Consider the following 14,299-nt stretch of genomic DNA (forward strand, 5'->3'; position numbering starts at 1 on the left):
TGGCGCCAAACATGCCTGCCGAACTGGTGTGCTCGGCCTTGCAGATGGCCATTACGCAGCGCCAACCGCCGGCGGGCCTGATCGTGCATTCCGACCGTGGCAGTCAGTACGCCAGCGAAGCCCACCGTGCCTTGCTGAGCCGCCATGGCCTGACGGGCAGCATGAGTCGCAAAGGCAACTGTTGGGACAACGCCGTCATGGAGCGCTTCTTCCTCAATCTGAAGAGGGAGCGGGTCTGGCAAAACGACTACGCCAACCACGCCGAGGCGTGTCGTGACATTACCGATTACATCGTCGGGTTCTACAACAACGTCCGTCTGCACTCGACGCTGGGCTACCTGCCGCCCACGGCCTATGAACGGAAAACCGCTGTACAGCACCCTATCGAGGTGTCCGGTATTGCTTGACCACTACAAGTACCACCACATCGAAGTTGGGTAGGTCGGGTTAGCGCAGCGTAACCCGACAACAAAGGCCCCGCGCACCCGGCCCCGGATCGACTTGACCGATGCGACGCCCCACCACAATGGCAGGGGACGAAGCACCGACGGGTAGGTTGGCGTGACGGGATTTCACGAGAAGCGTTGGGTTACGCGGGGCTAACCCGACCTACGCCAACTGCCGCTCCACCCCGGCCCCCCCGCCAGCGGCGAGGAGGGCGTTGAGTTCGGCTTCGGCCGCGGCGGGGTCGAGGGCGGGGATGGAGAAGAAACGGAGTTGCATGGTTTATTTTTTCTTTGATTGATCTGGCTTGGGCGAAAAACCAAACGTTGCCTTGACGCGATCCCACATCGTCGCCGGCGCCGGCCCGGCGTCCCGCCGGGCCGGCGAGCCCTTCGGCACGCCCTCGCCCCGGCCCCCTCCCGGGGCCGGGCTCTTCCCTTGTGGCCCCTCCGGGGCCACCGACGCCTCCGGCGAGCGCTCCGCGCTACTTGTGGACCTCAGGGAGAAGCGAAAACCCCGGGAGCCGTCGCGCACGCCACGGCGCCAGTGGCCGCGGAAGGCAGCGCGCAGCCAGCGCGGGTCGACGATCCACGACCCGCCACGCAGGGCGCGCAGGGCTTCAGCCTCGTCGCCCGCCGGGCCGCGCGGGTCCACCTGCGGCGCGCCGTCGTATTGTCGCGGGCCGTCCGCACACCATTCCCACACGTTGCCGTGCATCTGGTACAGGCCCCACGCGTTCGGGGCGTAGCTTTTGACCGGAACCGTCTTTTTCCGGTACTCGCCCGTCGGGCCGTTGGCGTAGCTTTCCGTTGCCCGATAATTGGCCTGATCCAGCGTAATCCCATCGCCCCAGCTGAACGCCGTATCGCTGCCCGCACGGCACGCGTATTCCCACTCCGCTTCCGTCGGTAAATCTGCCTTTACACCGGGCAGGCGCTTTTCCACTTCCCTCAAGAAGCCTTGCACATCGTCCCAGCTCACCTTCTCTACCGGGTTCTGAGGGTCGTCCGTAAAGTTACTGGGATTGCTCCCCATCACCGACGACCACACAGCCTGGCTGCACGCCGTCTCCGCCAGCCAGAAACCTTCCGTCACACGAACCACATGACGCGGGCCTTCATCTTCCTCGCGCCCCACCTCGCCTTCCGGCGAACCCATCACAAACTCACCCGGCTCGATCCACCGGAAACGCTGGGTGGCGGAACCGAAGGGGACGTCGATATACAAGCCAAACTCAAGGTCGGCCCCCATCCAGACGCGTTCGCCGATATGTTCGGCCTCTGCATTGAAGCCGCGTGGCGACGGTGGCCAAACGTAGTCATCGCCACGCCCAGGCGGAACCCATGCCAGCCGTACCGGCTTTCCAATTGGCGATGGTGCATAGGCGTAGAGCGTCACGCCCATGCACTCCCATTCCAGCGCCCACGACGGCCGCGGAATCTCCGCCACCGTGGCCCGCACCCAGGCGGTCTCAATGGTCCACGGCCCGGCCCCAGACACCAGTCGCCCAAGGGGCAGGGGCAATTCATCCACCGCGTGCCACTGGCGCGGCTGGCCGGGTGCGCTGAGTTCAAAGCCCGTATCGTCCGGGCTGCGTACCAACGGCCACGCCCCTTGCTCCGGCGGGTCGACGCAGACCATGAGCTGCCCTTCGTGGTGGGCGAGACACAGGGGCACCGCGTCCTTGCCCCGCCGGGGGTCGCTCAACAGCCGGTTGAGCACGGCGGCAGACACCCCGGCCGGCACCGGCGCGCCACCGCGCAGGGCGTCGCGCCGGGCGCGCACATAGGCTTCCTGCAAGTGGGGCACCGACGCCCACAGGCGTTCGTGGGCACGAGGCCCCAGCCGGGCGAGGTAGGACGACAGCGCCTGCGCAGCCCGGCTGTGGGGGTGGTGGGCCAGGGTGCGGGCGGCGGCCGCCCAATCGTCGTCGGCCGCGTCGGCCTGCCAGTCGGCCAGATCGGCAGCCAGGGCGCGCTCTTCCATGCGGATCAGGTTGGAGAGGCCCCGGTGGTGATGCTCGACGATGCGGGCAACCCGTTGCCGGCAATCCAGCGGAAGGTTGCGCACCCCAGTGCGGTGGTGGGCCGCACGCTCGGCGCGTATCCACATGCCCAGCTCGCACTGCCCCACGTCCTCGTGGTTCCAGACCGCCATCTCGACCTCGAGCGGCATTTGCAGTGACAGCCGGATCTCCCTCAGCAGCGCCGGTTCAACACGCACTGCCAAGGACAAGGCCGCAAGCAGCCGCTCCACCTCCGCGCCCATCCCGGCCTCGGACGCACGCCCACGGCCGGGCACGAGCCGCCGGCCATGATCCCAGCGCACCAGTTGCAGCCGCCCGGGCAGGGCGCGCTGGCTAGCCGGATCGATGGCGCCTGCCAGCACGGTTGCGCTGCCGCCGGCCGCCAGATGTTCGCGCAGACGGCGCACCCAACCGGCGCGACGAGTCGAGTCCTGACCATGCACGGCCAGATCGCCGGCAAGCAGCCAGTGCTTCGTGTTCGTCAGGGTGCGCTCGTCGGTCTTTTTCCACTCCGGGCGAATGCCATCGCCACGAATTTGCCATTCGTGCTCGGGAGTGAGGGCAAGAACGGTCAGATTGCCACGGGAGAGGCGGTAGGCCAGCTCGGCGAGTTCGACGAGATCGCTGTCGAGCGGCTGGGCAAGCACGCTCTTGTCGATGACCAGCGCTGCCTGCCGACTCCACTGGGGGCGCCGGAGCCGGGGCAGCCGACGGGGAAAACGCATGTACGCCGCCTGCGCAACCAGCTTGGGCACATCCAGGGCGCGCCCCGGCTGCCGTTGGCGCAAGTGCCGCCGCAGGAAGACCGCCAGACGTCGCTCGGGGCTAAGGGGGATGCTCGCAGGCGGCGCCTCGCCGCTGCCATCCAGACTGTCGATGATGGGGCCGGCAGGGTCGTCGGTGCGCAGCAGGTCATCGTCGGTCGGGGCAGGAAAGCTCTCCAGACTCACTACCGCAAAGTGGGTTGCCTGCAGAGGCGGCCGACGCTGCCCTTGGGGGAGGGGAGGCTTGGGGGGCTTGGGCGGGGGTTGTTTCGGCGGTTCGGGCGGTTCGGGCGGTTTGACGGGCTCGTAGCCCAGCAAGCCGGCAACATCCGCCGTTGCCGTCGGCCCGAGCGTATCGAGCAGCCGGAGCAGGTCGGCCCGACCGAGCGTGCTGCGCGGTGCGGGCTGCGGTTGAGGCCGGCGCGGCTTCATGCGGGCGGCTGTTTGCTGAAGACAAAGCCACGCAAAGCCTCGATGTGCTCGCCGGCATCGCCGCCGATGCCTTCGAGGGCGCGCAGCAGGTCGAGGTATTCGGCGAGCCCGGGCTTGTACACGCCGGCTTCATGGGCTGCCCTGCGATCCTCGATGAGCATCTGGGCGGCGGCGGTGGGCACCTCCGGAAAGGCAGCGCAGAGCTTTGGAAAATGCAGCTTGCCGCGCTCCTCAAGAAATTCGATAAACCCGCCCTCATCGGGCAGCTTGAGGGTCAGCACGAGGCAGCGGCGCAGAAAGGCGGGGGGCAGTTCCCGCTCGTCGTTGGTGGTGACGACGACCAGCGGCGGCGGAACGCCTTTCCCCCGCGCCACCACCCGCCCCGTCGGCCCCACCGTGAAGCGCCCGTTGCCCAAGGCTTCGAGCAGGCCGTTGGGCAGATCGGCCTCGGCCTTGTCGATCTCGTCGATGAGCAGCACCGCGCCGTCGGCGGGCGTCCATTCTTCGTGGGGCAGGTCGGGAGAGGGGCCGCCGGGCCGGTAGTGCTGCAATTGCGCAGCCGCGCCGTTCCAGTCGAAGGCCCACCACAGGGGGCCGGGCTCGACATAGCGGGATACATCCAGGTCCCGTGGGGTCTCGCCGCCGGGCACAGCGGCGAGGTGGGCATCGGCCAGGCGGGCCACGGCGTCGAAGCGCCATTGCAGATCGCTGGCCTCGCTGCGGGCGTCCACCACCACCGAGAGGAACAGGCGCTTGCTGGCCCATGCTGCGGCGTGGGCCAGCTGGCTCTTGCCGGTGCCGGGCTCTCCGCGCACCAGCAAGGGGCGGCCGGCAGCCTCGGCCGCGCGCAGGGCGTTGATCTGCTTTTCGTCGAAGCGGTGTTTGCTAGCGGGCCAGGTGCCCATGGGGGGCAGATCGAGATCGATGACGTCGTAGGAGGGCAGCTTCATGCGGGGTTCCATTCGGGCTGATTGACGAGTTTCACGAACTCATGAATGCGCGCGAGCAGTTCGGCTTCGTCGCACAGATAGTAGGGTGCGCTGTCGTCCTCGGGGTCGCGGAGCAGCAGCAGGCTGATGCCAAGCTGGCTTTGCAGCCAGTCGGCAAGCTCCTGCCGCAAGGCGGGCGAGATCTCACCCTCCAGCACCAGCAGGCGCGCCCGCCCCTCTCTGGCTTCGCTGCGGAGATAAGCCCTGAGCTGGCTCATCATGGCCTTGCTCACATTGGCCGGCAGTGGATTGAGCGGAAGGACGATCTTGTGGATCAGGCGGGCGATCTCCTTCTGGCGGTCGGGCCCTTCCCCCATTTCGAAACCGGCCGCAGCATGCGCGAGCTTGTCTTGGACGGTGGGAATACCCGATGGGGTGGCGCCCGCCTCCCAGCATCGCCCGCGATTCAGGCCGGTGACGATCGCTGCGCTGGCCGGCGACATCGCTTCCAGCTCGATGATCGCGTCGAGCCCGCTGCCATCGGTAGCCGCACGGCAGGGCAGCATCTCCGGATCGAGGCATAGCCGCACGCTCAACCCCATCGCGTCGAGGAGGCGCTCGCGAGCGGTGTTGCGCTCGGTCTGCCCGAGCGTGACCGAACCATCCTTGAGCCGGGTTGCCGCCTGCTTGAGCGAGTCAATCAGCGCTTCGACACAGCGCTCACCGAGCGTTGCGGAATCGGTCTTCTCCAGCGCCTTGGCGAGGGGCCTTGGCAGGCCATCTTCCAGACCGCCAAGCACGGTGGCAAACACCGGGCTTTCGAAACTCGCCTTGAGCCGGCCCCGCATGTCGGCCACCCACTCATCCCAGCTGGGCGGAGGGAGAATCCGGCCGAGATCGGGTATCTCGCTGCAAAGCCATTCCCACAGCTGATGGATCGCGATGGCGCAGCCGCGGTGGATGTTGGCGTCCTCGTAGTGCCGCACGGTCATGCCCCACACCCGGGCGCCGACGCAGGCGGCACTTCCGCTGTGGCCCTTGGGCTGCTTGCTCGACAAGAGGTAATGCGCTTCGCCCTCATCGAAGCGGGTGACGGTGTAGGGGTGAGCCGCCTCCCGACGCCCCTCGAAGTAGCCGTTGAGCTGCACTTCGCCCGGCTGCGTCTTACCCAGGAGGGGCTGCAGTACGGCAGCGCCTGCGGGCATTGCATCCAGCGTGACCACAGCGGCATCCAGCTCATGATGAATGGCCAAACGCTCCGCGCTCACCGGATAGCACCCCGTCGCGCCCGCTTCGGGTCGCAACCAGAGCCCGGTCCCCTCGTCAGTCAAGTGCTTTGCGGTAAGCACCTTTGCCGGAGCGATGAAGAAGCCGCTGCCAACAAAGTGCGCGCTATCCGTTGAATTTGGTGAGTTCCAAAAGGAAACCAGTGCGTCCTTGACCATGCCGTGCGCCTCAGTCTTTCGATGCCGGAGCCGCCGTCTTCCACTTCACATTGACCTTCAGTTGGGCATTGGCTTCGCCCGAGGCCACGAACACCCCGATGTCGGCCTTGAAACCCAGGGTTAGTTCCAGCGACACCTCATCCGGCTTGAATTTGTCGAGAGCGTCCTTTGCCGGGCTGACCACCGCAGCCAAAGTTGCAGCCACATCCACCTTCTTCAGAGCATCGGCTGTCGTTGTTGCCGCCGATGTATCGGCAAAGCGCCCGCTCTTTTTGGGGGCCCCGACAACCTGCGAAACCGACTCCGCCTCCACCCACAGCATCTGCCCGTTGATTTCGATCTGCTCGATCTGACGCGTCATGTCTGCCTCTCAAATAGTTGAATGCGGGTTCTCGTGAAGGGCTCGCCACCAAAGGGTCAAACCCCGGCAACCCCTGAAAACATGTGAGCACTAACGACGGATGCCCCGACTCCGACGATACCACCACTGACTAGGCCGCAGGCATCGATGGCCATTCATCGATGCACACACCGACCTGCCCGCAATGCGCCTCCCGGCCCTCAGACCACGCCCTACGGCGGATTACAGGTGAGCCCCCTTACCCTGCAAATCCATATCGCCTACCATCATGTATTATTGAAATCGCGTAAACAACGCACCACTGTACTTTCACACAACATCAATCAATCTCAGGAGCACCACCATGACTCAAAACCTCGTCTCCCTTGATCTCACCGACAACCTGCCCAAGTTCGATGCAGCACTGGATGCCATCGAGGGTTTGATGGACGTTTTCGTGTCGCTCACGCCGGACGAGGTACGGCAGCTGACCAAGATCGGGGACAAGAGCGAGACCTTCTGCCGGCAGACCTTGGCGATCCTCGACCAGAACAAACAGGCGCTGCCGCCGGGTTTTGATCTGGGCGAGCTGAAGCGTGATCTTGCGGCTTTCGATGCGCTGCGCCCGCGGCTGATCCGCCTGCAGGCGCTGGCGGCCAAGTGCGCCGATACCCAGGTGGCCCTGGGCAGCGACATCCTCTCGGCGAGCTACGACGGCTACCGGCTGCTCAAGGCTTTCGGCAAGGCCGACAATGTGACGCCGCTGAAGGAGACCATGCGTTCCAACGTGCGCCGCACCGCGCCGGCCAAGGCCGATAGCGCGGCCTGAGCCCGGCCCGGGGTTTGAGGGGGTGGGGGGTGGTTTTTCATCGACGAGGGGTAATTGCCACCCTCCGTTGCCCAATTTTTAGGCGACGCTGCCTGATTTTTAGGCAACCGAGGGTAACCGGCACCCTCGGTCGCCTCATTTTTAGGCGACGTCGCCTAAATCTTAGGCAGCGCTGCCTAAAAATTAGGCGGCATTGCCTAAACTTTAGGCAGCAGAGGGTAATCGGGAGGGTCGATTGCCTAAAGATTAGGCAATCGAGGGTGAGCGCTACCCTCCCGCTGTCCACGACCCTGTAGGTCGGACTTCAGTCCGACATTTCGTGCGATCCGGATGGCGCGAGATGTTGGTCGATTGCCCGACCTACAGGGGCGGGGCGGCGGGGGTGGGTGTCGGACTGAAGTCCGACCTACAGGGTCGTGGGGAGCGGGGCTTTCCCGGGTAGTGATCCGCGCCAAACCGCGCTACCCTCTCGCCCACTTCCCAATCCCAATTTCCCACGCCTGCCATGCCCTTGCCCGACGCCTTTACCCAAGCCCTTGCCGAGCGCTTCGGCAAGCGTTTTTCCACTGCCGAGGCCGTGCGTGCCCACCACGGGCATGATGAATCGCACTTTCCGGACGCGCTGCCGGATGGGGTGGTGTGGCCCCATTCCACCGCCGAGGTGGTGGAGGTGGTGAAGCTATGCCACGCGCACCGGGTGCCGGTGATCCCGTTTGGCGTGGGCAGCTCGCTGGAGGGGCACATCCTGGCGACCAACGGCGGGATCAGCATCGATCTGTCGGAGATGAACCAGATCGTCACGATCCACGACGAGGACATGGACGCGGTGGTGCAGCCGGGCGTGACCCGCAAGACGCTCAACGCGGCGCTGCATGGCACCGGGCTGTTCTTCCCCATCGACCCGGGCGCGGATGCTTCGCTCGGCGGCATGGCCTCGACCCGCGCCAGCGGCACCAACGCCGTGCGCTACGGCACCATGCGCGAGAACACCCTGGGGCTGGAGGTGGTGCTGGCCGATGGCCGGATGATCCGCACCGGCGGGCGGGCCCGCAAGTCGTCGGCGGGGTACGACCTGACCCGGCTGTTCGTGGGTTCGGAGGGCACGCTGGGCATCATCACCGAGCTCACGGTGCGCCTGCATCCGCTGCCGGAGGCGATCTCCAGCGCCACGTGCTCCTTCCCGGATGTGGCGAGCGCGGTGCAGACCGTGATCCAGACCATCCAGCTGGGCGTGCCGGTGGCGCGCATCGAGCTCCTCGACACCCTCACGGTGCAGGCGGTCAATCGCTACAGCAAGACCACCCTGCGCGAATCGCCGATGCTGTTCTTCGAGTTCCACGGCTCGCCCACCGGCGTCGAGGAGCAGGCCCAGACGGTGCAGGAGATCGCCCGCGACAACGGCGGCCAGGATTTTGAATGGGCGACCCGCCCCGAGGATCGCTCCCGTCTGTGGCAGGCCCGCCACGACGTGCTGTTCGCCTGCCTCAACCTGCAGCCGGGCAGCCGCGGCATCTCGACCGACGTGTGCGTGCCCATCTCGCGCCTCGCCGAGGCCATCGCCGGCACCCAGGAGGAGATCGCCGCCACCGGGCTGATCGCCCCCATCGTCGGCCACGTGGGCGACGGCAACTTCCATGTGGTGATCCTCACCGAGCCGGACAACCCGGATCAGGTGCACGCCGCCGAGGCGCTGGGCCGGCGCATCGTCGAGCGGGCGCTGGCGCTTGACGGCACCTGCACCGGCGAGCACGGGATCGGGATCGGGAAGAAGGATTTTCTGCTCGCCGAACATGGCGAGGGCGTGGCGGTGATGGCCAGCCTCAAGGCGGCGCTCGACCCGCTGGGGTTGATGAATCCGGGCAAGGTGATCGGCTGATCCGCCCGCCGGCGGGGGTGGCGGGGCGGCCCGCAGATTTATCCGGAATTAACAATCCGGCGATCAAGTCGGCCTGGGCGGGGTCGATACCCGAGGGATCGTCCACCGCACCCCCGCGATCCGCCATGTCCGCCTCCTCCATCCGCGCCGATGACATCGCCACCCTCTCCGGCATCGTGCTGGCCCTGGCCGGCATCGTAGCCCACACCGCCGGCGCCCCGGCCTGGCTGCACTACGCCCTGGGCGGCGGGGTGATCGCGGCGCTCATCGCCGCCACCGTCATCAGCCACCGGGCCCGCGCCCGCGCCCGCGAGCACGCCCGCCAGCAGCGCGAGCGCATCGACTCCGGGGTGCTCGAATACGACACCCTGTGCGACCGCATCGCCGCCGAGAGCGAGGCCCACTACGCCCGGCTGGGCGAATCCCTCACCCAGATGAACGAGGTGGTGGCCAGCGCCGCCCAGGCCATGGGCGGCAACGACCACCGGGAGCAGCTGCGCCAGCAGGTGGACGAGCTGGTGGCCCTGGCCGCCAACGAAGACCAGGCCCGGCAGCGCAGCGGGCTGCAGCGCTTTGCCGAGGAGACCCGCGAGGCGCTGCGGGCGTTCGTGCTCACCGTGGGGGCGCTGCAGGCCAGCGGCGCCGACATCGCCGCCCGCTTCATGGCCATGCGCGAGAAGGTGAACGCGGTCACCCGGCTGATGACCGAGGTGAACCAGATCAACAACCAGACCGAGCTGCTGGCCCTCAACGCCGCCATCGAGGCCGCCCGGGCCGGCGAGGCGGGCCGCGGCTTTGCGGTGGTGGCCGACGAGGTGCGCAAGCTCGCCCAGCGCACCGAGGTGTTCAGCACCCAGATCGACGCCCTGCTGCGCGAGATCCACGTGGCCATCGACGACGTGGGGGTGGCGGTGGATGTGTCGGCCTCCACCGACATCAGCAAGGCCCGCTCGTCGGAAGACAACGTGAACACCATGTGGGCCGAGATGAGCGAACTCAACGCCCGCACCGCCGTCCAGGCGCAGCGCATCAACGAGGTGTCCGAATCGATCCACCGGCTGGTGATGCAGGGCATCCTGTCGATGCAGTTCGAGGACATCGTGAGCCAGGTGCTCGGCAAGCTGCAGCAGCACACCGCCTTCATGAGCCGCTACACCCAGGGCTTCTTCGACGCCCACCGGGACATGGACGAGAAGGACGGCCTCGCGCGCATCCAGCGCCGGGTGAGCACCCTCCACCAGCTGCTCGCCGAATCCTGCCGCTCATCGGCCGAGATCCGCTTCGAGGCGGTCAGCCAGACCGCGGTGAGCGCCGGCGAGATCGACCTGTTCTGACCCAGCCCCACAGGCCTGCAGCGCAAGGAGCAAGCGCGCCGATGTGCGCAAATACAACAATTGCAGCGAGCGACAACCGCACCGGCCGGAATGCATTACCATCCCTCCGGCATCACCTGGCAGCACGAACAAACTTCCAACAACGCACCAAGAGGGTAACGACTATGAAGAAACTGCTGATTTCGCTGGCTGTGCTCCTCCCCGCCTCCGCCTTTGCCGCCGCCAACAACGTCGGCTCCTGCGGCCTGGGCTCCAAAGTGTTCGAAGGTCAGAAGGGCATCGCCCCGCAAGTGCTTGCCGTCACCACCAACGGCACCTTCGGCAACCAGACCTTCGGCATCACCTCCGGCACCCTGGGCTGCTCCCAGGATGGCGTCGTGACCTCCGCCTGGAAGACCGCCATGTTCATCGACGGCAACAAGGCCCAGCTGGCCCGCGACGCCGCCTCCGGCCAGGGCGAAACCCTGGACGCGCTGGCCGCCCTGCTGAAGATCGACGCCCAGGACAAGGCCGCCTTCGTGAGCCTCGCCAAGGCCCGCCACGCCGACATCTTCGCCTCGGTCGACTCCGCCGACAGCATCGCCACCCAGCTCAAGGCCGCGCTGCAGTCCGACGCCCGCCTGGCCAAGTACGCCGACGCGGTGTAACCCCTCTCCGGCGGGCTGGCGATGCCCACCCGCCGCGCTTCAAGCCCTGTGCCCGCACAGGGCTTTTTCATGTCTGCCCGCCCCCGATGAAGACCCTGCCCGCCCTCGGCGCCGCCCTCGTCCTTGCCGCGCTGCCCGCCTGGGCCGCACCCATCGACGACCTGCTGGCCGCAGCCCGCGCAGCCCGCCTCGCCGACGACCCCGCCTGGGCCGACCTGCTGCAGTACGAGCCCGCCCCGGTCAACGGCCGCCTGCGCAGCCTGGCCGACGACGCCAGCTTCTTCAACGCCCCCGACGGCGCCACCAACGCCGCCGCCGAACTCGACGCGACCCTCGCCCGGCTCGTCGAGCCGGCCCGCCCCGACGCACCCGACGAGCACCCCCAGTGCCGCTTCCCGGCCCGCTTCCACTGGCTCAAGTCGCGCCTGCCCGAGCTCGCCCGGGCCACCCCGGACCAGCCCTGCCCGCGGCTGGCAGCCTGGGCCGCCGAGATCCGCCCGGCCGGCGCGACCCTGGTGTTTCCGTCGGCCTACGTGAACAGCCCGGCCTCGATGTTCGGCCACACCCTGCTGCGCATCGACGCCGAGGGCCAGACCGACGCCACCCGGCTCCTCGCCTACACCATCAACTACGCCGCCAAGGCCGACGCCACCGACGGCTTCACCTTCGCCATGAAGGGCCTCTTCGGCTTCTACCCCGGCACCCTGTCCAGCTCGCCCTACTACGTGAAGGTGCGCGAATACAGCGACATGGAAAGCCGCGACGTGTGGGAATACCGGCTCAACCTGACGCCCGACGAGACCCGCCAGCTGCTGCGCCACGCCTGGGAGATCGGCGCCACGCGCTTCGACTACTGGTTCTTCGACGAGAACTGCTCGTACATGATCCTGCGCCTGCTCGACGTGGCCCGGCCGGGCCTGCGGGTGTCCCAGCGCTTTCCCCTCACCGCCATCCCGGTGGATACCGTCAAAGGCGTGGTGGATGTGCCGGGCCTGGTCACCGACATCACCTTCCGCCCCGCTGGCGGCACCGAGCTCGCCCACCGGGCCAGCCGTCTGCCGCCCGACGCCATGGCCGCCGCCATCGCCGTGGCCGACGGCAGGCAGACGCCAGCGAGCCTGGGCACCGCGCCGCTGGCCATCGAACAGCTCGAATTCGCCGACCGGCTGGTGTCCTTCCGCGGCCACGCCGGCAAGCTCGACCAGGACGACGCCCTCGCCCGCCTGAAGGCCATCCAGACCACCCGCAGCCGGCTGCCCGCCATCGACACCGGCAGCGTGCCGGTGCCACCGCGCCCCGAGACCGGCCACGCCTCCGGCCGCGTCGGGCTCTCGGCCGGGCGGGCCGCCGGCGCACCGGCGCTGTTCCTGGGCCTGCGCCCGGCCTACCACGACCTGCTCGATCCGGAGACCGGCTACAGCCGCGGCGCCCAGATCCGCTTCTTCGACATCGCCGCCAGCCAGCGCGAAGGCCACGGCTGGCGCCTGGACCGTTTTCTGCCGGTGGATATCGTCTCCGTCGCCCCGCGCCGGGAATGGACCCAGCCCCTGTCGTGGAAAGTGCGCTTTGGCTGGGAGCGCAGCCTGGGCTACCCGCTCGCCCCCAGCCCGATGGTGGCCGGCGGCCCCGGCGCCGCGTGGGAGTGGCGGAACCTGATGGCCTACGTCTTCCTCGAGAACCAGATACTCACCCAGGGCCGGCTCGAAAAGCGCTGGGCCATCGGCACCGGCCCACTGGCCGGCCTGCTGTGGGATGTGGCCCCGGCCACCCGCGTGCAGCTCGAAGCCAGCCACCAGTGGTTCAACGACAGGCGCCTGGAACGCAGCCAGGCCCGCGCCCTGCTGCGCCACAGCCTCGGCCCGCGCAGCAACCTGGTGGCCGAGTACGAATGGACCCGAGCCGAACTGCCCGCCGACACGCCGCAGGCGCGCCGCATCGCGCTGGGCTGGCAGCTTTACTTCTAGGCGGTGAGCCCCAGCGGCGCCCGCGCCGCGAGGCCAGGGAAGACCGCCGCCCGGTCACGCTCCGGCAGGGCCAGCACTTCGGCCAGCACGTGGCGGTGGTCGGTGGTCACCGCCAGATCGACGCCCTGATCGAGGCGCGGTGTATCCAGCCCCGGCCAGTCGCCGAACATCCGTCCGCCGCGCACCCCGTCGCCCAGCACCAGCATCGCCGAGCCGTGGCCGTGGTCGGTGCCCTGGCTGCGGTTGGCGCGCAGGCGCCGGCCGAACTCGGTCATCACCACCACCCGCACCGGCAGCCCGGCGGCCGCCATGTCCCGGTGGAAGGCCGCCAGCCCGCGGGTGAGCTGGCCCACCAACCCATTGAAACGGCCCGGCTGGGCGTCGTGGGTGTCCCAGCTGGCGTGGTCGATGCACGCCACCCGCAGGCCCACGTCCATCCGCGCGAGGCGCGCGATGGCCTGCAGGCCCTGGGTGAAGCCGTTGTTCTCGTAGTTGGCGCCGGGTGGCGCGTAGGGCGTCAGGCGGCCGTCGGGCTGGCGGGGCAGGCGCGCGTCCACCAGCGCGGTGCGGGCCAGCACCCGGGCGCCGGCCTGGCGCACCGGGTCGGTGGCACCAGACGGGTAGAGCCGCGCGAGCACGGCGGCGGCGTCCTTGCCCCCGGCCAGCGGCACGCCGCCGGAGAGATCGGGCAGCGCCAGCGCGTCGTCGTAACGCAGCAGCGAGGCCGACATGCCGGCGTTGGCCGACATCGCCGCGATGCGCCGGTCGTCGCCGCCCCGCTCGCCGAGGGTGGCGAGGTAGCGGGTCAGCCAGCCGCTGTCGCTGCGGGCGTAGTCGGCGATATTCACCACCCCGCGCTCGATCAGGTCCTGGGCCTCGAAATGGCTGCGGGTGCCGTTCATCAGCCCGCAGGCGTGGAGCACCGCCAGCCGGCCGGCTTCATACAGCTCGAAGAGCGGCCTGGCCTCCGGGTGCAGGCGGAAATCCAGCCCGCTGCCGAGGCCGTTGGCGAGCGCCAGCCCGGGGCGCTCGCCGCTGTCGAGCACGCGCAGATCGGGCGTGCGGGCGTCGATGTAGGGCTTGTCGTTGACGGGAGCGACGAGGTTGAGCCCGTCGCAGCCGCCGCGCTGGAAGACCACCACCAGCAGCGGCGTCGGGGCGCCCTCGGCGGCAAAGGCGAGCCGGCCCAGGCCGGCGAGGGGCGCGAAGGCCCCGGCGGCGGCGCAGGCCTTGAGAAAGTCTCGGCGGGTCGTCATGGCGGGCCTTTCG

At 68.3% G+C, this 14,299-nt stretch carries 11 protein-coding genes; 6 read left to right on the forward strand and 5 right to left on the reverse strand.

Annotated features, from left to right (window positions below; all coding sequences use genetic code 11):
• Positions 1-407 (forward strand): DDE-type integrase/transposase/recombinase (locus GH681_RS20270; protein WP_153163367.1); only part of this gene is annotated, 407 nt, incomplete at its 5' end.
• A 319-nt stretch (positions 408-726) separates the two neighbouring features.
• On the opposite strand, the gene GH681_RS20275 is transcribed toward GH681_RS20270, so the two are convergent.
• The 4 genes from GH681_RS20275 to GH681_RS20290 are packed head-to-tail and all read right to left on the reverse strand — an operon-like array spanning position 727 to position 6,401.
• Entirely contained in the window at positions 727-3,666 is a 2,940-nt protein-coding gene (locus GH681_RS20275) for a formylglycine-generating enzyme family protein (protein WP_153163368.1), read from the reverse strand.
• A complete protein-coding gene (locus tag GH681_RS20280; RefSeq protein WP_194271298.1) occupies positions 3,663-4,616 on the reverse strand; it encodes a MoxR family ATPase in 954 nt (317 codons plus the stop codon). Before GH681_RS20280 ends, GH681_RS20275 begins: the two co-directional genes overlap by 4 nt.
• A complete protein-coding gene (locus GH681_RS20285; protein ID WP_153163370.1) occupies positions 4,613-6,040 on the reverse strand; it encodes a trypsin-like peptidase domain-containing protein in 1,428 nt (475 codons plus the stop codon). Before GH681_RS20285 ends, GH681_RS20280 begins: the two co-directional genes overlap by 4 nt.
• A gap of 10 nt (positions 6,041-6,050) precedes the next feature.
• Positions 6,051-6,401, reverse strand: a complete 351-nt coding sequence (locus tag GH681_RS20290; RefSeq protein ID WP_153163371.1) for a CU044_2847 family protein — start codon at positions 6,399-6,401, stop codon at positions 6,051-6,053.
• A gap of 343 nt (positions 6,402-6,744) precedes the next feature.
• On the opposite strand from GH681_RS20290, the gene GH681_RS20295 reads away from it, so the two are divergent.
• From GH681_RS20295 to GH681_RS20315, 5 genes are all read left to right on the forward strand, one after another.
• On the forward strand, positions 6,745-7,209 hold the full coding sequence (locus GH681_RS20295) for a hypothetical protein (RefSeq protein WP_153163372.1): 465 nt from the start codon (positions 6,745-6,747) through the stop codon (positions 7,207-7,209).
• Positions 7,210-7,714: 505 nt separating this feature from the next.
• On the forward strand, positions 7,715-9,085 hold the full coding sequence (locus GH681_RS20300) for an FAD-binding oxidoreductase (RefSeq protein ID WP_153163373.1): 1,371 nt from the start codon (positions 7,715-7,717) through the stop codon (positions 9,083-9,085).
• 125 nt (positions 9,086-9,210) lie between these two features.
• Positions 9,211-10,419, forward strand: coding sequence for a methyl-accepting chemotaxis protein (locus GH681_RS20305; RefSeq protein WP_153163374.1), 1,209 nt, complete (start codon positions 9,211-9,213; stop codon positions 10,417-10,419).
• Positions 10,420-10,583: 164 nt separating this feature from the next.
• Positions 10,584-11,066 carry a DUF3015 family protein gene (locus GH681_RS20310; RefSeq protein WP_153163375.1) on the forward strand — a complete coding sequence of 161 codons (483 nt, stop codon included), beginning with the start codon at positions 10,584-10,586 and terminating at the stop codon, positions 11,064-11,066.
• Between the two features lie 86 nt (positions 11,067-11,152).
• Positions 11,153-13,030: a DUF4105 domain-containing protein gene (locus GH681_RS20315; RefSeq protein WP_153163376.1), complete on the forward strand. Its 1,878-nt coding sequence runs from the start codon at positions 11,153-11,155 to the stop codon at positions 13,028-13,030.
• On the opposite strand, the gene GH681_RS20320 is transcribed toward GH681_RS20315, so the two are convergent.
• Positions 13,027-14,286 carry a DUF1501 domain-containing protein gene (locus tag GH681_RS20320; protein ID WP_153163377.1) on the reverse strand — a complete coding sequence of 420 codons (1,260 nt, stop codon included), beginning with the start codon at positions 14,284-14,286 and terminating at the stop codon, positions 13,027-13,029. The genes GH681_RS20315 and GH681_RS20320 overlap by 4 nt on opposite strands.
• Between the last annotated feature and the right edge of the window lie 13 nt (positions 14,287-14,299).

This window comes from Zoogloea sp. 1C4, assembly GCF_009469605.1.
Lineage (GTDB): Bacteria > Pseudomonadota > Gammaproteobacteria > Burkholderiales > Rhodocyclaceae > Zoogloea > Zoogloea oryzae.

Coding starts and splice junctions, on each gene's coding strand:
- GH681_RS20275 (WP_153163368.1), bottom strand. CDS start 3,666: ATGAAGCCGCGCCGGCCTCAACCGCAGCCCGCACCGCGCAGCACGCTC.
- GH681_RS20280 (WP_194271298.1), bottom strand. CDS start 4,616: ATGAAGCTGCCCTCCTACGACGTCATCGATCTCGATCTGCCCCCCATG.
- GH681_RS20285 (WP_153163370.1), bottom strand. CDS start 6,040: ATGGTCAAGGACGCACTGGTTTCCTTTTGGAACTCACCAAATTCAACG.
- GH681_RS20290 (WP_153163371.1), bottom strand. CDS start 6,401: ATGACGCGTCAGATCGAGCAGATCGAAATCAACGGGCAGATGCTGTGG.
- GH681_RS20295 (WP_153163372.1), top strand. CDS start 6,745: ATGACTCAAAACCTCGTCTCCCTTGATCTCACCGACAACCTGCCCAAG.
- GH681_RS20300 (WP_153163373.1), top strand. CDS start 7,715: ATGCCCTTGCCCGACGCCTTTACCCAAGCCCTTGCCGAGCGCTTCGGC.
- GH681_RS20305 (WP_153163374.1), top strand. CDS start 9,211: ATGTCCGCCTCCTCCATCCGCGCCGATGACATCGCCACCCTCTCCGGC.
- GH681_RS20310 (WP_153163375.1), top strand. CDS start 10,584: ATGAAGAAACTGCTGATTTCGCTGGCTGTGCTCCTCCCCGCCTCCGCC.
- GH681_RS20315 (WP_153163376.1), top strand. CDS start 11,153: ATGAAGACCCTGCCCGCCCTCGGCGCCGCCCTCGTCCTTGCCGCGCTG.
- GH681_RS20320 (WP_153163377.1), bottom strand. CDS start 14,286: ATGACGACCCGCCGAGACTTTCTCAAGGCCTGCGCCGCCGCCGGGGCC.